This window comes from Oleiharenicola lentus (assembly GCF_051660365.1).
GTDB classification, from domain to species: Bacteria; Verrucomicrobiota; Verrucomicrobiia; order Opitutales; family Opitutaceae; genus Lacunisphaera; species Lacunisphaera lenta_A.
In genome coordinates, this window is record NZ_JBOZXB010000002.1 from 1026773 (window position 1) to 1047049 (window position 20277).

Consider the following 20277-nt stretch of genomic DNA (forward strand, 5'->3'; position numbering starts at 1 on the left):
CTGTAAGCAGCCGAACGCAGATTTGCCTTGAGGTGGCGTTTACCGCATCGTGCCGGCTCGCCTCCCGCCCATGTCCAAACCGATTCAGCTCATCGTCGCCTGCTCGGAAAATCGCGTCATCGGACGCGACCGCCGCCTGCCTTTCGATATTCCCGAGGACAAACGCTGGTTCCACGACCAGACCGCGGGGCAAACCGTCGTGCTCGGCCGAATTTGCTACGAGACCTGGCCGCAAGTCCTCGCGGATGGCCGTCAGCCGATCGTGATCACCAGCAATCAGTCGCTCGCCTCGTCGCGCGTCCGGGTCGCGCGCAATGTGGCGGCCGCGCTGCAAATCGCGCAGACCTTGCCCGGCGAAATCATGGTGTGCGGTGGCCAGCGCATCTACGAAGAAACCCTGCCGCTCGCCGACCGGCTCTTACTCACGCTCGTGCACGCGGAGATTTGCGGTGACACGTATTTCCCCGAATGGCGTCACCTCGCATGGCGCGAGACGTGGCGGAAAGAAAGCGCCGACGCGAATTACCGTTACACGTTCAGCACACTGGAGCGGGCGTAGGTCAGTTCGGCAACTTACGGTAACACTGCGTGGGCGCTCGCCACCGAAACATATTTTTCCGCCCATCCGCGCAGGCTTTTTCGCTCCGCTTCAGTGAGCGAGCGCACGACCTTCGCCGGCGAACCGAGAATCATCGACCCGGCCGGTGCGACGAAACGCTGCGTGACGAGCGCGTTGGCGCCCACGATGCATTGATCGCCAATTTTCGCCCCATCAAGAATCGTTGCGCCCATGCCGATGAGGCACTCGTCGCCGATCTCGCACGCGTGCACAATCGCGCGGTGCCCGATTGTGCAGTAGTTGCCGATTTTCACCCCGTAATCGTCCGCGAGATGCACCATCGCGAGATCCTGGATATTCGTGCCCTCGCCAATCTCGATCGAGTTGATGTCGCCGCGCAACACGCTGCCATACCACACGCTGCTTTTCGGCCCCAGTGTCACATCGCCCAACACCGTGGCGTTGCGTGCGATAAACAGAGCCTTTGAAATCTCGGGCTTTTTCTCGAGGTGTTTGGTCAATCGGGCGTCGATATCCATGCGCTGATACTACGCGCCGGCCTCCGTCCGCCAAGTGCAGAGCGGATTATTTACGCGGCAGATTCGGGCTGGCGGAAAGCCACACCATCAGGCCGAGGCCGCACGCGAGACAAAGCATGGTGGTTAAAACAAAACCGCCCGCGAGCATCAGGAGATCGATTGAATTCATAGAGTGTTGAGTGACCCGTGCAGTATGGACGCACGGGTCGGATTTTAGTTTCGCCAAATCATTCTCGCTCTAACAAGTGGCGCGAGTAATGCTCTGCGTTACCCCTACCCCACCACATGGAACAACTTACGCACATCACCCGCGGCCTGATTGGCATCGCCGCGTTTATTGGCATCGCAGTTATTTTCAGTGAAAACCGCCGCGCGATTCCGTGGAAGTTGGTGGCGATGGGCCTGCTGCTCCAAATCGCGTGCGGCGTGCTCGTGCTGAAAGTCGATTTCGTGCGCAGCATGGTGGACGCCGTCGGCAACGCTTTCGTCGCGATTCTCGATTTCAACAAAGCCGGCACGCAGTTCCTGTTCGGCAGTCTCGTGACGGACACGAAATCATTTGGCTACCTCTTCGCGTTTAACGTGCTGCCGACGATCGTATTTTTCTCCGCGCTCACTTCGTTACTCTTCTATTTGGGGCTGCTGCAAAAAATCGTTTACGTCTTCGCCTGGCTGATGTCGAAAACGATGAAACTTTCCGGCGCGGAAAGCCTGAGCGCCTCGGCCAATATTTTCCTCGGGCAAACCGAAGCGCCGCTGCTGATCAAACCCTACCTCCCGACCATGACGCGCTCGGAACTCCTCGCCGTGATGATCGGCGGCATGGCGAACATCGCCGGCGCGGTGCTCGTCGCTTACATCGGCATGCTCGGCGGCGAAGATCCGGTGCAACGCCTTGCTTTCGCCAAGCACTTGATCACCGCCTCCATCATGTCGGCACCCGCTTCGCTCTACATCGCGAAGATCATGCTGCCGCAGACCGAGCCGGTGGACGAAACCATCATCGTGCCGAAGGAAAAAATCGGCGCGAACGCGCTTGAAGCCGTCGCCAACGGCACGACCGACGGCGTCAAACTCGCCGTCAATGTCGGCGCAATGTTGCTCGTTTTCACCGCACTGATCGCAATGGCCAACGCGATGCTCTCCCACGGCATCGGCAGTTGGAGCGGCCTGAATGACTGGATCGCCGCCACCACCGCCGGCCGTTACACCGAATTCTCGCTTCAGTATATCTGCGGCATCGTGTTCGCGCCGCTGGGCTGGCTCATGGGCATCGACTATGGTTCGCTCACGACCGCCGGCCAGGTCATCGGCGAAAAGACGATTCTCAACGAATTCTACGCATACGGCACGCTCGGTAACCTCATCGCCAGCGGCCAGATTCCCGACCAACGCGCCCAGATCATCCTCACCTACGCGCTCTGCGGTTTCGCCAACGTCGCTTCCATCGGCATTCAAGTCGGCGGCATCGGCACGCTTGCTCCGAATCAACGCGGCGCCCTCGCCAAGCTCGGCGTGAAATCACTCATCGGTGGCAGCCTCTGCTGTTTCCTCGGCGCATCCATCGCGGGCGCGTTGCTCTAAATAAAAAGCCCAACCTCGAAAGGTTGGGCCGTGATTGAGCGAAGCGGGGAACTTATTTCTTCGTCCACTTGCCGGAATCGTCCTGCACCCAGACGCCGGCGGCGCTTTCCGCCACGATGCGACGCGCCCGAGCTTTGCCGACCGCGTCGGCCGTCGTGTTGCTCTGCTTCGCAATCGCCGCGTAAACCGCTTCGCGATCGGCGTTTTCCGCCGAAACTACGCTCGACGCATCGGGCGCTTCTGCCCGCACTTCGACGAAGCCGCGATTGTTTTCACCAATCGCGCCCTTCAACTTGAGTTGATCGATCTGCGCGATGCGTTGCTTCATGCGGGTTTTAACTGCGCCGAGATCCTGCGCTTGCACGGCAGTCACGCCGAGCGAAAGCAGGCCACAAATGAGAGCTAAACGAAGAATGAAATTTTTCATAGAAATCACTTGGTTGCAGGAACGTTGATGGTCTTGGATTGCTGGTCGAGGTCGCCGAAGAAATCTTCGAGCGCGCGCTCCACCTTCACATTCACGTCAACCGTGATGTGGATGGGCTTCACCTCGATGGGTTCGGTTTTCACATTGAGGCAGCCGCCGAGGAAAGGAGCGGTAGCGAGCGCGATAATCAGGGGATATTTCATGGAAATGGGTTGGCGAAGCGGAATGAAGTTAGTCAACCGGCCTACGGTTTCGTTCCCAAGCCGAATTGAGTGTTCAAGCCGAGATTGAGCAGGCTCTCGATCGGGCCGTTGACATTGAGATCAAGACTGACCGGTGCCTTCACGGAGGGATCGACCGGTTCGCCTTTGATGCGCAACTGCGCCGAGCGGCCCGGCGGGGAATTAGGCGGACGAATGTCGAGCCGCAGTTCGCTTAGGCGAAGGCGCAGCAAACCGGACTCGATTTTGTTCAGCACGGAGTAGCTCGGCGAATTCTTACTCGTGCCCGAAGTGAGCAATCCCTTGGCGTTGAAACGGACTTCAGCCGGCGCGTCTTTCTTCAATTCGAGCCAGCCTGTGCCGAGACGCACGCCGCTCGCATCAACCCGGAGCGGCAGACTACCGCTCACCCGCCCGCTGGCTTGCGCCGGCAAATCTTCCGTCAAAGCCATCACTTCCTCCACGCTGATTCCGTCCACGGAGACCGTCACTTCAAGTTCACGCAGGTTCGGAAAATATCGGAACGGCTCTGCCGCCACTGATCCGCCCAACGTTTGCAGCGAAGCCTTGGTCACCGAAATTTTTTCCGCGCCGTCGAAGGCAAATTCCACATTCGCATCGCGCAGCGCGAGTTTGCCGGAGCGGACTTCTTTCACCCGCAGCGAACCAGGTTGCGTTTTGATTTCCCAAATATCGTTCAGCGCCAAATCGACTTCGATGCCCGACGCGTCCACGCGGCCCACTCCGTCTTTGGCGCGCCCATCGCGGATGTGCACCTCACCCTGCGTTTTGATTTCGCTGCCCTTCACACGACCTTGGGCACTCGCCGTGAGCTTGCCATCCATTTCCCATGGTCCGCCCGGCAGCAGCACCATCCGTTGGATGAAAGTCTGCCACACCTTCAAATCGACTGCGATTTCCGGCGCTTTGAAATTCACCTCGAACGTCGACTGATCCACGGTGCCCTCCGCCTTCACGACCAGTCCTTCGCCCGTCGCGTGGACATCTGCTGTCCACAAGCCACCCGCACCCTGTCGCGCGTTAAATTTCACCGCGATGGGCTCAGCCTCAAGCGTCGCCGCCTGAATCACCAATTGCCCATCCACGGAAATTTCCTGCAACGGCACCTTTAATGAATCCACGTTTACATCGCCGCCGCCATAGGAGGCCCACTGCCACGGATTCGTATCTGAGCCGTCGATGACCAACGGCACTTTGGCGTTTTCGACGCGCAGCACCCCGAGCGACGGCTGCCACCAATTCGTCCGCTCTATCGCGACGCGCTCCGCCGCAAACGCCTGCGTGCGCACGTTAAACTTCAAATCCTCCACCACGAAGCGCCACGGTGAAGCCGAAGCGACGCGAAACTTGATCGCATCCGCGCCGACCATCTCCAGTGCCCCGCGAAACGCCCAACCCGCGAGCGCCACTCGTCCCAAATAGGCCGCGCACGGCACCGCAATGACCAGCGCGAGGCACCCATAAAGCAGGCGGCGTTTGGATTGAGTGAGGTTCATGAGACTTAAAACTCGGCAACCTAGCCGGAGCGACTAACGTGCAGGTGGGCCAATTCCTATAACACGCAGTTCGCTGCGCCACGCAAAAGTTATCCCATGGCCCGATTTACCCGTTTCCTCGCCCCGCTCGGCGCATTGCTGCTCAGTCTGTGCGTCGCCGTCACCGACAGCGCGGCCGCGAATCGCAAAGTGCCCGTCGCCCTCCGCGACTTCACCGCAAAAGTCATCAGCGTCAAAGACGGCGACTCCCTTCAGATCCAGAAAGGCGAAGATATCTACGACGTCCGACTCGCGCGCATCGACGCGCCCGAAATCAAGCAGCCACGTGGCGAGCAGGCGAAAGACTTCACGCGCATCAAAGTCGATGGCCACACGGTGATCGTGCGCTGCAAAACCATGGATCAATACGGACGCCTCATCGGCGACATCAGCTACCGCGGCGGCCGATCGCTCAACGAAGACATCGTCGCCGCCGGCTGGGCGTGGTGGTATAAACGGGTTTACCCAAAAGACACTGTCATTGCCGGACTCGAACGCCGCGCGAAGGAACAGAAGATCGGTCTGTGGCAGGACAAAGAGCCACTCGCACCATGGACCTATCGTGCGCGCAACAAGCGATAGGTCATCGCCCGTTGCGCGCCGGTGCTAAAACACGCTTAGGACGGCAGCTTGGTGAAGTTACCCGACACGGGCAGCGCCTTGAGCTTCCAGATCTGCTTCGCGTATTCGTGAATCGTGCGATCGCTGGAGAATTTTCCAACGCGCGCCGTGTTCATGATCGCCATGCGCGCCCAGCGCTTCTTGTCGCGATACGCTGCGTCGATCTTGGCGTGCGCGTCGCTATAGGCGCGGAAATCCGCGAGCACGAGATACGGATCGCCACCGTCCAGCAGGCTGCGATGCACGAGCGAGAACGCACCGTGCTCGTCTGGCGTGAAGTAGTCGCTGCCGAGCCAGTCGATAATCGCGCGGAGTTCCTCGTCCGCTTGGTAGTAATTCCACGGATTATAGCCCTTGCCTTGCAACTCTTCCACCTGATCGACGTTCAAGCCGAAGATGAAGATGTTGTCGTCGCCGACCTCTTCCTTGATTTCGACATTGGCGCCATCGAGCGTGCCGATCGTCAGCGCGCCGTTGAGAGCGAGCTTCATGTTGCCCGTGCCCGATGCTTCCTTGCCCGCGGTGGAAATCTGCTCGGAGACGTCGGCCGCGGGAATAATTTTCTCCGCGAGCGACACGCGATAATTCGGAAGGAATGCGACCTTCAGTTTCCCGCCGATGCGTGAATCGGCATTAATGCGCGCGCCGATGACGTTGATCGCGCGAATGATATTCTTCGCAAGGTCGTAGCCCGGCGCGGCTTTCGCCCCGAAGACAAACACGCGCGGCACAACATCGAGGCTCGGATTTTGCAACAAGCGGCGATACAGCGCGAGGATGTGCAGCAAATTCAGATGCTGGCGTTTGTATTCATGAAGGCGCTTGATCTGCACGTCGAAGATCGCATCCGGAGAAACGTCGATGCCGCAGTCAGCTTTGATGACCTCGGCGAGCGCGACCTTGTTCTCGCGCTTGATCGTCATGAATTCTTTTTGGAACGCCGCATCGTCGGCGAACTTTTCCAATCCCCGGAGCAAATCGAGATTCCTTGGCCAGTCCTTCCCAATTTTCTTCGTGATCAGTTCCGAAAGCTTCGGATTACTCTTCAACAACCAGCGCCGCGGCGTGATGCCGTTGGTCTTGTTCTGAAATTTACCGGGAAACAGCGAATCGAACTCAGGGAAAAGATCTTTCTTGAGCAGCTGCGTGTGGAGGGCCGCGACGCCGTTGACCGCGTGCGAACCGACGACGGCGAGATTTGCCATGCGGATCATCTTCTGGCCGCTCTCTTCGATGAGCGAGCAGACGCGTTTCTTGGCGTTATCACCGGGCCACTTGGTTTCAACGGTCTTAAGGAGGCGTGTGTTGATCTCGTAAATGATCTGAAGGTGACGCGGCAGCACGCGCTCAAACAATCCGGCGCTCCACTTCTCAAGCGCTTCCGGCAGCAGCGTGTGATTCGTGTAAGCAAACGTTTTACCGACGACGGCCCAAGCCTCATCCCACGGCGTATTTTGTTCATCGACGAGGATGCGCATGAGTTCAACCACCGCGATGGCTGGATGCGTGTCGTTAAGTTGCACGGCCACTTTGTCGGAGAAATTCGCCCAGGAATTTTCCTTATTCCGGAAGTGCCGGCGGATGATGTCGCGCAGCGAGCACGCCACGAAAAAATACTGCTGCATCAAACGCAGCTCCTTGCCGGTTTCCGTTTTGTCGTTCGGGTAAAGCACCTTCGAAACCGTTTCGCCGATGGCTTTTTCACGCACCGCTTCGACGTAACCGCCGCTGTTGAACGCGGCCAAATCAAAATCTTCCGACGACTTCGACGCCCACAACCGCAGCAAGTTAACCGTGCCCGTGCCATAACCCGCCGTCGGAATATCGTGCGGCACGCCGAGAATCGTCTTCGTGTCGACCCAACGCGGGCGGTAGTTGCCATTGTCATCGAACACATTTTCCACGCGTCCGTAGAAGCGGACTTCCTGCGTGTATTCGGCGCGCACGATTTCCCACGGATCGCCAAAAATCGTCCAGTTGTCCGGATGCTCGATCTGCCCGCCGTTCACGAATTCCTGACGGAAAAGACCAAACTCATAGTAAATGCCGTAACCCAGCGCCGGATAATCCAGGGTCGCGAGCGAATCGAGAAAACACGCCGCGAGCCGACCGAGACCGCCGTTGCCAAGACCCATGTCGACTTCGGAATTGCGGATCTTGTCGAAGTCCTGGCCGAGCGACTTGAGCGCGGACTCTGCTATCTCGAGGAGATCGGTCGCGATGAGATTGTTGCCGAACAGACGGCCCATCAAATATTCGAGCGAGAAATAATAGAGGCGACGGGCGTTGTGCTGGTTGTGCACCGTCTGCGTCGCGATCATACGATTGTGGATCGTGTCGCGCACCGCGAGTGAGGTCGCCACCCACCAATCGCGCGGCGTGGCCGTTTCCGGATGGCGCGCCAGCGTGGACACCAGATGCCGCTGGATCAACGAGCGGAAAATCTCCTCTTTCGAGTCTTGAGCGGCGGGAGCCGGGCTTTGGGCAGACTTGGCGACAGCAGGTTTGGATGGCATAGAAGACTTGAATCACAAGTCGTGCCAACCCCGCATGCAAGGCGGGATTAACGCTGAAAACGCCGCGCCAATTCGCCCTTGCTCAGTTCAAAATGCGTTGGCCTGCCCGTCGGGCTCGTGTGCGGTTGCGCACAGGCAAAAAGCTGGGCCAGCAGCGCCATCGCATCCGTCTCTGAAATCGAAACCGGCAACCGCACCGCCTTCTGTGCCGCGAGTCGTGCGAGTTCTTCCTCCGCGAGCTCCGCCTTCTTTTCATCGAGCCGCCCTTCGCGCATCAACCCGATGAGGTCGCGCAAGAAGCCCTCCGCATCCGCTGGTTCGAGCCACACCGGCACAGATTCGATCCGGAAAAAATTCCGCCCGAACTCCGCGACCTCAAGACCATGACGATTCAGAAAATCCAGGCGCTCCAGCAGGAGCGTGCTCGCGATCACGTCGAGTTCCACCGATTGGGCAAAAAGCATCCGCTGGCTCGCGATTTCGCCTTTCGCAAACTGCGCCTGCAATTGCTCAAACCACACGCGTTCGTGCGCGGCGCGTCGATCCAGCACCACCAGCCCGCCGGGCGCCTCAAACAGCGCGTAGTCGCCGTGCGCCGTATCGAGAAACCGCCAGCCCAGCAACGAAGGTGCCGAAGGCGATGTGGTGACTGACGCGGCCGGCGCGGGCTCGCGCTCCGCTGCGACCGGACGCGATGCCGTCGGCGCCGCCGATGGGGTGAATACTGGAATAGACGTCGGCGAAGCCAGCGATGTGTTCACCGGGGCTCTCACGGAAAACGGCGGCTCGCTCAACGACCGATTTGCTTCCGTGCGCGCGATCACTTCCGGCGCGAGCGGCATCGGCGCGGGGGAACCGAATTCGCGCAACCGTTGCAACACTGCGCGAATCACGAAACCACGAATCGCCCCTTCGCTGCGGAAACGCACTTCACGTTTCGCCGGGTGGACGTTCACATCCACCGCGATCGGATCCATGTCCAAAAACAACACCGCCACCGGAAACCGGCCTTTCGCGAGCGACGTCGCATACGATTCGATCAACGCGTAATTCAAGGTGCGGCTGTCGACCGGCCGGCGATTCACAAACATCAGCAACTCATGCCGCGTCGCCCGATTCACGCCGGGTTTCCCGATGAGTCCGGAAAGCTTCATCCCTGGCTCGGCCATTTCCACGGGCAGCAAATCCGCCGCCATTTGCCGGCCAAAAATTTCGCCCACCCGCTCAGTCAGCGTCGTGCACACCGGCGATCTAAACAGCACCCGCCCGTCCTCGATCAACGTGAACGCCGCATGTGGACACGCCAGCGCGTAGAGCCGCACCGTCTGGATAATGTGCGCCGACTCGGTCGCGTCCGTCTTGAGAAATTTCCGGCGCGCCGGCACCGAGTTGAACAAATGCGACACCGTGATCCGGGTGCCGGGCGCAATGCCGCACTCGCGCACATGCACCAGTTTCCCTCCGTTGATTAAAATCTCCGTGCCCGCCGTCGCCTCCGCCGGCCGCGTCTGCATTTCAAAGTGCGAGACGCTCGCGATCGACGGCACCGCCTCGCCGCGAAATCCAAACGAATTCAAATGATCGAGGTCCGAGGTCTCGACGAGCTTGCTGGTGGCGTGACGCTCGAGCGAAAGCAACGCATCGTCTTTCGACATCCCGCAGCCGTTGTCCTCGATTCGAATGAGTGAGCGGCCGCCGTTGCGAAATTCCACTTCGACGCGCGTCGCGCCGGCATCGAGCGAATTTTCCACCAGTTCTTTCACCACCGCCGCCGGCCGCTCAATCACCTCGCCTGCGGCGATCTGATTGGCCACCCGGTCGGAAAGTATGCGAATGGTCGGCATGAAGAAGTTTGAAACGTGCAGAAAAAATGCGCTGTCGCGAGCCTATCGTTTTCCGTTTTCGCCGCCCAATTTGATCAGGCTCGCCACCACGCGAAACGGCCGAAACAGCCAGCCGCCTTCCAGCAATGGATCGACGTGACCGGCAATTTTTTCCTCCAGACGATTGGTCAGCACCACGAGCACGACCGCGCCGATTAGCGTGACGATAAAAAAACACTCGAACGCGAAGAGGTTCAACGACGGCTCCGCCTGCTTACCTTTCAACATCAAGCCCCACACCACGGGGGCCAACCCGCCCGTGAAATACGTCATCGCACCATGCAAGGCCACCGGCAGCGCGCGCTCTTTTTCCGGAATGATCTTTGCAAGATAACTCACGTTCGCCGCCGTGAACATCCCCGAGCCCGCTCCCAGCATGACGTAGAGCATCGGCATCACCCACGGCGTCGTGACCGTCCAATGCAAACACCCCAGCCAGCACGCCGCGATGACCGCGAACAATCCAAACGAGATACGGAAAAAGGGCTTCGCTCCCGAAGAGTCGATGCGCGAACGCATAAACCAGTTGCCCGCAATCACGCCGCCATATTGCAGAATCGTAAGCCCCATGATGTTGGCCGACGTGAAACCACCGACTGACTTCAAATAATACGCGCTGAAGGGAATCACCGGCGTCGTGATGACATAAAATGCCACCGCCAACCACAGGTAGGGCCGAAACACCCCCGCACCGAAAAGATGTCGCGGCGTGTCCGCCCAGATCGTGCGCAAGCTCATCACCGTCGGACGTTCGATATCCGGCAGCAGCTTCAAGCACCGCAGCGCAAGCCACGCCCCCGAAATACTAAACGCATACTGCACAAAAAACGCCCACTGCGGCGGCAGCACTGCAAACGACACCGCGCACAACACCAGCGCGCCCACCGAAGCGACGCCGCTCATGATTTGATCCGTCGACCAGTAACGCCCGCGCACCTTTTCCGACACCAGTCCTTGCAGCCATGTGGTGATCGCGGCCGCGCCGACCGAGCGACTCATCGAATAACAAAACATCGCGACGACCATCGCGACGATCATCCACGGTTTCACCCCGTAGGCCGACAGCAACGCCAGCGCGAGCGGCACCAGCAAAAACCAACTCCGCGCACCCCACCCCGCCATCGTGAGCCGTTTGAAGCCGAGTTTCGGCAACAAGACGGTCGCGACCACTTGCACCGGGGTCAGCAGCAACGGCCACGCATACACGAGGCCCGTTTGAAACGCGTCCGCGTCGAGATACGCCATGAACAGCACGATCGGCGTGCCGGTCGCGATCTGCCAGTTGAGCGCGTTGAAAAACGCGAAATACAATCCCTGCCGGAAAGGATGCAGTTCGGGATCGCGATGAGGAAAAAGCGATGCCATCGGATTTCAAATTGCCACCGGCAACACACGCCCGGCGGCAATCGTCTTAACCGAGCAACTTCTTCCAGCGTTTGAACTGGCGCGCGACTTGCGCCGGCCCCGGCATACCGGTGCCCTTGCGTCGCGCCATGGCTTTCTCGAGGTGGAACGACTCCACCCAATCGGCTTCGAACTTCGGATGAACGCTCTGCACTTCTTCGAAAGTGAGGCGATCGAGCGCGACATTGTTTTTCTCGGCCAGCTTGACGACCGCGCCGACGGCGTGATGCGCATCGCGAAACGCTACGCCTTGGCGCACGAGATAGTCGGCCAAATCGGTTGCGAGCAGCGCGGGATCGGCCACTGCAGTCGCACATTTCTCCGGCAAAATTTCCATGCCCGCAAACGTGCCCGCGAGGACTTGCAAGCAGAGCACCGTCTGGTCGTGGCTGTCGAATACCGGCGGCTTGTCTTCCTGCAAATCGCGGTTGTAAGTGAGCGGTAAACCCTTCGCGAGCGTGAGCAACGTGTGGAGATTTCCCTGCAAACGCGCCGACTTGCCGCGCAGCAATTCCATCGAATCCGGATTTTTTTTCTGCGGCATCAAACTCGATCCGGTGCAGAACGCGTCGGGCAGCTCGGCGAACTTAAATTCCTGGCTCGCCCACAAAATCTGGTCTTCCGCCATGCGCGAAAAATGCACGCCGACGAGCGCGCACGCCGAGGCGAACTCGATAAACGTGTCGCGATCGCTGACCGCATCCATGCTGTTTTGTGTGACGCGCGGTTTGCCCTTGGCGTCGACAAACCCGAGCGTCTCTGCAGTGAACTCGCGGTCGTTGGGCAACGTCGTGCCCGCAATCGCGCCGGAACCGAGCGGACACCAGTTCGCGTGATCGGCGACCACCGCGAAACGCTCTGCATCGCGCTGCAACATCTCCAAGTAAGCGAACAAATGATGCGACACGTAAACCGGCTGCGCGCGCTGCAAATGCGTGTAGCCCGGGATGAGCACGTGGCCGTATTTTTCGGCGACGGAAAGAATTGCGCGCTGCGCATCCTGAATGCCGGCGATAATCTCCGCACAGGCCGCTTTGAAATAAAGGCGCATGTCGGTTGCGACTTGATCATTGCGGCTGCGCGCGGTGTGCAATTTGGCGGCGGCCGGCTCGATCTTCGTCAGCGCCTGCTCGATGTTCATGTGCACGTCTTCGAGCTTCGTCTGCCACTTGAATTTGCCGCTCTCGATTTCTTTCAGCACGACGTCGAGGCCACGATGAATCGCGTCACGCTCGTCGGCCGTGATCAGGCCGACGTGAGCGAGCATCGCGGAGTGCGCTTTGCTGCCTTGAATATCGAACGGAGCGAGTCGGCGGTCGAACGAAACGGATTCGCTGAACCGCAGCATGAGGTCGGCGGGACCCGCCGAGAAACGTCCGCCCCAAGTCGCTTGTGCTTTATGCGCCATAGAGGGCGAAGCAACGCCGCGCCGCCGGTCTTGGCAACGAGATTTTGGGTCGCGTTCGCGCAACATAACGTTGCGAAACCGGTCTGGGCGTGAGCATCTTCGATTCTATGCGTTTGCTCGCGTTAGCCAGTCTTCTCTTGGTGGCGGTGGCTGCACTTCAGGCCGCGCCGCCCGCGCTGCCCTCACGCACCGTGATCGTGGCGCCAATGAAGACCTCCATTTACGTGGGCAGCGTAAAACTCAACCCGGGAGTGCTCACGTGGCAGGGCGACGGTTTCGCGACCACGTATGAGGCCAAAGTCACGCCATGGTTTTTCTGGGGCGAAAGCGGCACCATGCTCATCAAACTCACGCATGATTCGCTCGGTCGACTTGCGATGGGCGAAACGGTCGAATTCACCGGTGACGCTGTAAACGAGAAAAAGAAAACACGATCCATCACGGGGCGTGCCCAGCCCAACAGCGCAACCACCGGCAAAATCAAAGTCCGCATCATGGCCGACGGGGTGGAACTGATTTTCAACTCCACTTACGAGTTCACGGCGGAACGCGGGCCGGACAAAACGTAGGTAGGGGCGGTTACCCTTAACCGCCCTGTGCGATGATCGAAAGCCAAGGGCCGTTAAGGATAACGGCCCCCACCCCAATCCCGACCTCACTCCGCCCAGTGAAACGTCACCGGCTTATCAATTGCCGGATTCAGGCTGTGGTGCACGGGGCAGTTCAGTGCGGCTTTTTCCAAAACACCCTCGGGATCTTTTGATTTTGGAAACGGCAACCAAACCTGCGTCGCCATGCGCACGATGCGACGCGGAGCATCGGTCGACATTTCCTTCGTGATCTCCCACTTGATTCCGGGAATGTCGAAGCCGAGCTTCACTTTCGACGCAATCGCCATGGTCGTCACCATGCATGAGGCATAAGACGCGACCGTTAAATCCGTCGGCGAAAATGCGAGTCCGCGGCCGTGGTTGTCCTTGGGTGCGTCGGTTTCGATGACTTGATTCGAAGGACCGTGCGTGAGTTCGCAGTTCAAACCGCCTTTATAAACACCAGTGCTTTTGACCATCGGAGGAGTTAGTTGAATTTCTTTAATCGAGCCGCGACATCTGCGCGCAGCCGGTCGATGTAGTTGAGGGTGAATTTTTCGATCGAGAGTTTTTCGTTCTGCACGAGCGGCGTGAGATCCATTGCCCACGTGAGCGCATCGGCTTTGTCCGTAAAATGCGAAGTATGAAACGTCGCGTTGGCGAGCCGGCGACCGGCGGTCGCGAGGTCGTAACGTTTTCCTCCCGCGATCTGGGACTGGAACACGGCGACAAGTTTCGCGGCGAGTTTCGGATTCGCGGAGGCATCGAGCACTTGTTTGTCTTCGTCGAGCAGCCAGTCGAGGTTGCGCCACACTTCACAGCCGTAAACTTGACGCGGCCGTTTCGCTTTCGGCATCGCACGCAACGCTTCGATGCACCGCAGAAATACCGCGATGTGCGTGTCGTGTTTATCGGCGGGATTGTGGAGGTAAACGGTGTGCGGCGCGGTGGCTTCGAGAATCGCGCCGATATCGGCGCGCACGCGCGGTTCTTTCGCGCTCTTCACCAACGAACTCGGATGCGCGAGTTGCAGCATCGCGGAAAATTTTCCCAGCTTCGCAGCTTTGCGCTGCTCAAGGCGACGCTCGGCCTTCATCTGCTCGTCGGAAAAGTTCGCGTAGCGCCCTGCCCGCGGACTGCCGCTGCCATCCGTGACGACCACGCCCGTAAACCAGCGCTCGTCACTCGCAAAACATTCGGCGATGCCGTGATACGCCATGATCTCGATGTCGTCTTGGTGCGCGGCAAGGCAGAGGTGCGTCGTGCGCGCGAGCGCTTCGGCCACCGGAGTTTTGCTTGGGACGAAAATGTCAGCGTGAACTTGGGAAAGATTCATAAATCAAAAACCGTTATTCGCTTTTGAGATTCAGCCACTCGATTTTTTCCGCGCGGCCCACGGCGTTAAATTCCACCAGCGCGCCCGACAGCCGATTGTCGCCCGTCGCGATTTCAAAACGTCGCGGCATGCCGTCGAGAAAACGACTGATCACCGGCTCGATTTCGCGACCGATCACCGACTCATGGGGGCCGGTCATCCCCACATCGCACATGAAGGCGGTTTGCTTGCGCAACAAGGACGCGTCCGCCGTGGCGACATGCGTGTGCGTGCCCAAAACCGCCGTGACGCGTCCGTCGAGATGCCAGCCGAGCGCCTGTTTTTCCGAAGTGGTCTCGCCGTGCACCTCGACGAGCGCGCCGTCGAATTGCCCCGCAAGTTTCGTCAGCAACGCGTCGATCCCGAGGAACGGGCAATCCGCTTTCAAATTCATCAAACTGCGCGCGAGCACCGTCACCACGAGAAGGCGGAATCCATTTTTTTCCAAGATGAGATGCGTGCGGCCCGGACACGAAGCAGGCAGATTCGCCGGACGGCACACGCGCTCTAAACCGACGATATCAGTTTCGAATCCCTTTTGATCCCACACGTGATCGCCGAGCGTGATCGCATCGACGCCGGATTCGAGGAGCGTCTTGCAAATCGATGCGGTGATGCCCGAGCCCGCCGCGGCGTTCTCACCGTTGGCGATGACAAAATCGATCCCGCGCTCGACGCGCAGTTTGGGCACGAGCGTTGTGACGATTTCGCGCCCAGGTTTGCCAACGATGTCGCCGATAAAAAGAAGTTTCATGCGCAGCTAGACCGGTGAGCCAACCGCGCAGGGAACGACTCGGCAACGCCCATTATTTTGCCAGATAGCTGGCGCTGCCCGCATTGCCGAACGAGGTCGGACTGACGCGCGTCGCCTTGCCGCTTTCGGTATCAAGCACCCAAAGGCTCGTCGAATTTGCAGCGCGGAACGTGCACAGCACGTGGCGACCGTCCGCGAGCCACACCGGCTCGATCGCATCGGCGGGAGCCTTGGAAACGATTTTGGCCGAGCCGGCGGTCATGTCATGCACCGCGATTTGAAAGCCGCGGCCGGCGCCAGCCGTGAAAACGATTTTATTCGGCGCTGCAGCGCTCCAATCCGGTTCCGCGCAATAGCCGGAGACATTGGTCGCGAGGCGCGTCATCGTGCCGCCACCCGCAGGCATCACGAAAAGTTGGGGCCGGCCCACCGCCATGTTATCGGACGTGAAGACTAAGCGCGAACCATCCGGCGACCACGCCGGCGAAGCTTCGACTGATGTGTTCCGTGTGAGGCGTTTGATTTGGCGGCCAAATGAGTTTCCGACGTAAACTTCGGGGTTACCCTCACCCGACAACACCATGGCGACTTTCGAACCGTCCGGACTGAAACGACCACCGCTGTTCGTGCCCTTCAAACTCACAAGCACAGAAATGCGACGCGTGCCTAAATCGATCACGTAGATATCCGGGAAGCTCGTGCGGTAGCTGGTGAAAACAATTTTGCTGCCGTCCGGCGACCAACGCGGGCTGACGATTTGTTTGCCTTCGCTCGTCCAACGCAAGACGTCGCCGAAGAAAAGATCCGAGGTGTAGATTTCCGATTTGCCCGACTTGCCGCCGACGAAGGCGATTTTACCGGCGAAGAATCCCGGCAGGCCGGAAGTTTTTTTCACGGCGACGTCGGCCGCTTTCAGCAAGGCGTTGCGCGCGTTCGCGCCGGTCACAGTCTCGCTGTGCACCGCGCCGCCACTGCCCTTGGAGATCGCGACAGTCACTTGATTCGCGCCTGCGGCCGTGAACTTGATCGCAAACGCGCCGCCCGTGGCAACTTCACGAAATTTACCGTGGGTGCTGAACGCCTGACGCGCGAGCGCCTGCAGTTCGGGGGTGCTCGCGGACAGCGAGACCGAAATCGCATCGCCGGCGGCGACTTTAACCGTGCCGATGTCCTGGGCGGTGGATTTGACGACGAGAGCCGTCGCGCAAGCGAGGCTGAGAATGAGGCGAAAAGCTTTATGCATGAGGGTGAGTCAGTAATTAATGACGAAAGTGCGCGCGGGGTTTTTGTTTTACTCCCGGCAACCTCCTCACAAGGTCAAAAGCGCACCGTTTTCCAAGCAATTTTCGCACCGTTTTTTCGTGACCTCCGACTCCCTCAAAGAAGCTCTCAAACAAGTGAAGTATCCCGGCTTCAGCCGCGATATCGTGTCGTTTGGGCTGGTGCGCTCGGCAACATTTGCAGAAGGCACAGCCAAAGTTTCCGTCGCGATCACGACCTCCGATCCGAAAGTGCCGGTGATGTTGAAGCAGGAAATTGAAAACTGCCTGCGCGCTCAGCCCGGCGTGAAGGACGTCATCATCGAACTCGCCGTCTCCGCCGCAAAAGCCGCGCCAAAAGCCGGCCAAGGTAACCTCGCCAGCGGCTCGACGCCCCCCGGCATCAAGCACTCCGTCGCGATCGCGTCCGGAAAAGGCGGCGTGGGCAAATCGACCTTCGCCGTAAACCTCGCGTGCGCGCTCGCGCAGTTGTTGGAGAAACGCGGGACGCCCGGGCGCGTGGGACTGATGGATTGCGATATTTACGGGCCGTCGGTGCCGTTGATGCTCGGCGTTTCCGGTCGCCCGAACGTCGAGGGCGAATCGCTAATTCCACTCGAACGCCACGGCGTGAAGGTGATGTCGATGGGCTTTCTGGTGGACGACAACACTCCAGTCGTGTGGCGCGGCCCGATGATCATGAAAACGATCCAGCAATTCGTCCAAAACGTGAAATGGGGCGAACTGGATGTGTTACTCGTGGATTTACCGCCGGGCACTGGCGACGCACAATTGTCACTCGTGCAAACGCTGCCGCTCGACGGCGCCGTCATCGTAACCACGCCACAAGCCGCGGCGACCAACATCGCCCGCAAAGGCGGCATCATGTTTCAAAAGGTCAATGTGCCAATTCTGGGCGTGGCCGAGAACATGAGTTGGTTCGAAGACGCCAATGGCAAGAAGCAGTATTTATTCGGCGAGGGCGGCGGCGCGCACACGGCGGAAGCCCTGGCGACGGAATTGTTGGGCCAAGTGCCGCTTTTCCAAGAAATCCGCGCCGGCGGTGACTGCGGGTTACCCGTTGTGGTTAACTCGCCCGAGAGCAGACCCGCGCACGTTTTTCGCGATATCGCAGAGACCCTCCTGAAAAAGCTGAAGGTCTGAGCACGCGGGTTGACAGATGCTCGCGGAGTTCTCTACTTTGGCCGCAGATGACATTGAAGCAGGCCAAACTCAGCTGACCACTCGCGTTTGGCACTTTTTTTCCTGCCGCCCGTAAGACCTATCCATGACCGGCACCACCAACAGCCCGATCGAAACCAGCGGAAATCGCGAATTTGTTAAGCAATCCAGCCTTTACCAAGAGTTTCTCGCTGAGCGTGAGGAGATCTTGAAGCATAAGTGGATTGAGTCCGAGCGTCTCGGCTACGACATCGGCTTCGAACGCGCCCTCCTCGACTGGATTCGGAAGCATCGCGACAGCTGGCGCGCGGCCCGGCGGGCGCAAATTTCCGCCGCCGCGACCGCTCCCGCAGGTCCCGTTTCGTTGGAAAAGAAGTAAGTCGCGCGCATGAAACGCGTCGGTCTCGCCGCACCCTTTGTTTTGCTGGCGGTGTTGAGTATCGCTTCGCGGTGGTTTCCGAATGGCAGCTTTTTGGGTAACGTCTGGTTCCTCGCTTTTCTCGGCTGCATTTTGCTCGTGCCGGTGTTGTCGCGGCTGTGCGTGTGGCTCGGCTACATCGCCCTGTTTTACCCGTTTATCCTGCTGGGCCTAATCGTGGCGCTCGATTGGGGCAACCTGAGCATCGGCTGGAACTAAAAGAAAAAGGCCGGCTCCGTAAGGAACCGGCCTCAAAGTGAAACGGGGATTAACCCGAGACGCGCTTACTTGATCTCTTTGTGCAGCGTGTGGCGCTTGAGGAAGGGATTATACTTCTTCTTCTCGATGCGCTCGGTGACGGTCTTCTTGTTACGCTTCGTGAGGTAACGCGAGGCGGGTTTACCCTCTTTGCGGGCTTCGGTGCATTCCAATGTGACGGTTTCTTGCATGGCTTTAAATGGGTTGTAAAGGCCGAGAGCAAAGCCGCGCGCATCCCGCGTGCAACCTAAAAGTTTTCGCAGTGCAAAAGTAAGCTGGAATACCGAAGCGAAGAGAACGTTCCTCGGGATAACCTCCCACTTTGGGTCGCTCCAAGCGACGAGCAAGGCACTCGTCTTTAAGAGCTTACCTTCTTCTCCGTCAGTGACATCATCACTCCGCGGCGAAAAAGAGTCACTTGCCCGGTGCTCGAAGAAACCACGATCGCGATGCAATCTACAGCCACCGAAATCGCCGCCGCCGCCGCGTGGCGTGAACCCAGACCGCTCGGCAATGAGTGATTATAGTCCGCCGCCTGAATCAGCGAGCCCGCTGACTCCACCACGCCATCGCCCCGCAGAACGAATGCGCCATCAATCGACGAAAACTCCTTAATCGTCTCGTCCATGAAGGGATTGAGAATGTTTCGATCTTCCTCCTTGTAGCCGTAAAATGGATTAAGCACGAGCGGCTTGATGACGTTTTTTACGTTTTCGCTGTCGCCGATCACAAACAAACAACCGACGGGCCGGCCCTCGCGGCCTTCCACCGCGAGTTCCATCGCCACCGCCATTACACGCTCAAGCACTTCCGGTTTCACATCCGCAGGCAACAAATCCGCGTGCCCAGTGAGGAGCGTCTGAAATTCGTTTTCCACATCGACCACCACGACGGTGTCGAACTGGTTGCTGCCCGCGAGGCCGCCCACGCAGCAAATGCGGTCAGTAAATACAATCAATCCACGCGTCAGCCCGATGAGCACCGCACTGCGTAATTGCGCCAAACGCTGGTTGGAGAACGAACGCACCTGGATCGTTTCATCGAAACGCGCGGGATGATCATCCGCATCAGTGAGACTGCGCGTCACCAGAATCGTTTTCAACGACGTCTTCCATTTCGGTGATTCAAAACCGCCCGAAAAAGTATCGCCGAAAACCATCAAGCCCGTGCACCCGCTGCCGCGCGCAATCACTTCCGCTTCACGCAAAATAACTTTGTTAACCTTACTCTGCGCCGCTGGCACCGCCTTGATCGCAATGCCACCGAAGCCTGCGAAAAGACGCTCATAAAGGGTGTCGAGATCCGGTGCATCAACGAGGCTGTTGACGAAATCCTGCTCCTTCAGCAAACGCGCCAGCGCAGCGAGCACTTGAAGGTAATCGCGGGTTTTCTCGTCCGCGATGAGCATCAACACAAGACGCACGGGCTCGTTCTCCATCGCACCATCGTAACGAACGCCGTAATGGCTGCGCCCCACCGAGAGAATATAACGCCGGCTCATCTTTGTGCGCACGTGCGGCAGAGCCACACCGCCCCCGAGATAAGTCGTCATCGTGTCTTCGCGGCGCATCAGGCCTTTCAACAGCGAATCACGATTCAAATCCGGAAACCGTTCCACCGTTTGATTAAGCAATTCCTCCATCGCGCCGTCCATGTCGGCGCTGCTCAGATCCACCACCCGGTTGCGGGAAATATATTTGTCTAGCCGCATGCGTTAGCGTGG

22 protein-coding genes are annotated in these 20277 nt (G+C 58.9%); 7 read left to right on the forward strand and 15 right to left on the reverse strand.

Annotated features, from left to right (window positions below):
* Positions 1–70 precede the first annotated feature (70 nt).
* Positions 71–559, forward strand: a complete 489-nt coding sequence (locus ACRRQW_RS19210; RefSeq protein WP_438483241.1) for a dihydrofolate reductase — start codon at positions 71–73, stop codon at positions 557–559.
* A gap of 14 nt (positions 560–573) precedes the next feature.
* Here the strand turns inward: ACRRQW_RS19210 and ACRRQW_RS19215 are convergent, their stop codons facing one another.
* Positions 574–1098, reverse strand: coding sequence for a gamma carbonic anhydrase family protein (locus ACRRQW_RS19215; protein ID WP_438483242.1), 525 nt, complete (start codon positions 1096–1098; stop codon positions 574–576).
* A gap of 46 nt (positions 1099–1144) precedes the next feature.
* On the reverse strand, positions 1145–1267 hold the full coding sequence (locus ACRRQW_RS19220; protein WP_438483243.1) for a hypothetical protein: 123 nt from the start codon (positions 1265–1267) through the stop codon (positions 1145–1147).
* 116 nt (positions 1268–1383) lie between these two features.
* Here ACRRQW_RS19220 and ACRRQW_RS19225 point away from each other — a divergent pair, with 116 nt between their 5' ends.
* Entirely contained in the window at positions 1384–2682 is a 1299-nt protein-coding gene (locus ACRRQW_RS19225; RefSeq protein WP_438483244.1) for a NupC/NupG family nucleoside CNT transporter, read from the forward strand.
* A gap of 52 nt (positions 2683–2734) precedes the next feature.
* On the opposite strand, the gene ACRRQW_RS19230 is transcribed toward ACRRQW_RS19225, so the two are convergent.
* The 3 genes from ACRRQW_RS19230 to ACRRQW_RS19240 are packed head-to-tail and all read right to left on the reverse strand — an operon-like array spanning position 2735 to position 4847.
* On the reverse strand, positions 2735–3109 hold the full coding sequence (locus ACRRQW_RS19230; protein WP_438483245.1) for a YdbL family protein: 375 nt from the start codon (positions 3107–3109) through the stop codon (positions 2735–2737).
* Positions 3110–3114: 5 nt separating this feature from the next.
* Positions 3115–3312 carry a hypothetical protein gene (locus ACRRQW_RS19235; RefSeq protein ID WP_438483246.1) on the reverse strand — a complete coding sequence of 66 codons (198 nt, stop codon included), beginning with the start codon at positions 3310–3312 and terminating at the stop codon, positions 3115–3117.
* A gap of 41 nt (positions 3313–3353) precedes the next feature.
* On the reverse strand, positions 3354–4847 hold the full coding sequence (locus ACRRQW_RS19240) for an intermembrane phospholipid transport protein YdbH family protein (RefSeq protein ID WP_438483247.1): 1494 nt from the start codon (positions 4845–4847) through the stop codon (positions 3354–3356).
* Between the two features lie 96 nt (positions 4848–4943).
* Here ACRRQW_RS19240 and ACRRQW_RS19245 point away from each other — a divergent pair, with 96 nt between their 5' ends.
* Positions 4944–5468: a thermonuclease family protein gene (locus tag ACRRQW_RS19245; protein ID WP_438483248.1), complete on the forward strand. Its 525-nt coding sequence runs from the start codon at positions 4944–4946 to the stop codon at positions 5466–5468.
* 35 nt (positions 5469–5503) lie between these two features.
* Here the strand turns inward: ACRRQW_RS19245 and ACRRQW_RS19250 are convergent, their stop codons facing one another.
* From ACRRQW_RS19250 to argH, 4 genes are read right to left on the reverse strand one after another with little or no spacing between them, the layout of a single operon-like run.
* On the reverse strand, positions 5504–8023 hold the full coding sequence (locus ACRRQW_RS19250) for a glycogen/starch/alpha-glucan phosphorylase (RefSeq protein ID WP_438483249.1): 2520 nt from the start codon (positions 8021–8023) through the stop codon (positions 5504–5506).
* 47 nt (positions 8024–8070) lie between these two features.
* Positions 8071–9867: a DNA mismatch repair endonuclease MutL gene (mutL, locus tag ACRRQW_RS19255; RefSeq protein ID WP_438483250.1), complete on the reverse strand. Its 1797-nt coding sequence runs from the start codon at positions 9865–9867 to the stop codon at positions 8071–8073.
* 42 nt (positions 9868–9909) lie between these two features.
* Complete coding sequence (locus ACRRQW_RS19260; RefSeq protein ID WP_438483251.1) at positions 9910–11271, reverse strand: MFS transporter; 1362 nt, start codon at positions 11269–11271, stop codon at positions 9910–9912.
* A gap of 46 nt (positions 11272–11317) precedes the next feature.
* Complete coding sequence (gene argH / locus ACRRQW_RS19265; protein ID WP_438483252.1) at positions 11318–12718, reverse strand: argininosuccinate lyase; 1401 nt, start codon at positions 12716–12718, stop codon at positions 11318–11320.
* A gap of 107 nt (positions 12719–12825) precedes the next feature.
* On the opposite strand from argH, the gene ACRRQW_RS19270 reads away from it, so the two are divergent.
* Entirely contained in the window at positions 12826–13287 is a 462-nt protein-coding gene (locus ACRRQW_RS19270) for a hypothetical protein (RefSeq protein ID WP_438483253.1), read from the forward strand.
* A gap of 86 nt (positions 13288–13373) precedes the next feature.
* On the opposite strand, the gene ACRRQW_RS19275 is transcribed toward ACRRQW_RS19270, so the two are convergent.
* The 4 genes from ACRRQW_RS19275 to ACRRQW_RS19290 are packed head-to-tail and all read right to left on the reverse strand — an operon-like array spanning position 13374 to position 16680.
* Positions 13374–13787, reverse strand: a complete 414-nt coding sequence (locus ACRRQW_RS19275; protein ID WP_438483254.1) for an OsmC family protein — start codon at positions 13785–13787, stop codon at positions 13374–13376.
* Between the two features lie 8 nt (positions 13788–13795).
* A complete protein-coding gene (locus ACRRQW_RS19280) occupies positions 13796–14644 on the reverse strand; it encodes a PIG-L deacetylase family protein (protein WP_438483255.1) in 849 nt (282 codons plus the stop codon).
* A gap of 13 nt (positions 14645–14657) precedes the next feature.
* Entirely contained in the window at positions 14658–15437 is a 780-nt protein-coding gene (locus ACRRQW_RS19285; protein ID WP_438483256.1) for a TIGR00282 family metallophosphoesterase, read from the reverse strand.
* Positions 15438–15489: 52 nt separating this feature from the next.
* Positions 15490–16680, reverse strand: a complete 1191-nt coding sequence (locus ACRRQW_RS19290) for a biopolymer transporter Tol (RefSeq protein ID WP_438483257.1) — start codon at positions 16678–16680, stop codon at positions 15490–15492.
* 118 nt (positions 16681–16798) lie between these two features.
* On the opposite strand from ACRRQW_RS19290, the gene ACRRQW_RS19295 reads away from it, so the two are divergent.
* The 3 genes from ACRRQW_RS19295 to ACRRQW_RS19305 all read left to right on the forward strand — a co-directional run bounded on the left by ACRRQW_RS19295 (position 16799) and on the right by ACRRQW_RS19305 (position 18515).
* Positions 16799–17860 (forward strand): P-loop NTPase, encoded by a 1062-nt coding sequence (locus ACRRQW_RS19295; protein WP_438483258.1) that lies wholly within the window; start codon positions 16799–16801, stop codon positions 17858–17860.
* Positions 17861–17984: 124 nt separating this feature from the next.
* Complete coding sequence (locus ACRRQW_RS19300) at positions 17985–18257, forward strand: hypothetical protein (RefSeq protein ID WP_438483259.1); 273 nt, start codon at positions 17985–17987, stop codon at positions 18255–18257.
* Positions 18258–18266: 9 nt separating this feature from the next.
* On the forward strand, positions 18267–18515 hold the full coding sequence (locus tag ACRRQW_RS19305) for a hypothetical protein (protein WP_438483260.1): 249 nt from the start codon (positions 18267–18269) through the stop codon (positions 18513–18515).
* Positions 18516–18580: 65 nt separating this feature from the next.
* Here ACRRQW_RS19305 and rpmG read toward each other — a convergent pair whose 3' ends face one another.
* Complete coding sequence (gene rpmG, locus ACRRQW_RS19310) at positions 18581–18745, reverse strand: 50S ribosomal protein L33 (RefSeq protein ID WP_091054709.1); 165 nt, start codon at positions 18743–18745, stop codon at positions 18581–18583.
* A 167-nt stretch (positions 18746–18912) separates the two neighbouring features.
* Positions 18913–20265, reverse strand: coding sequence for a PTS sugar transporter subunit IIA (locus ACRRQW_RS19315; protein WP_438483261.1), 1353 nt, complete (start codon positions 20263–20265; stop codon positions 18913–18915).
* Positions 20266–20277: the final 12 nt, after the last annotated feature.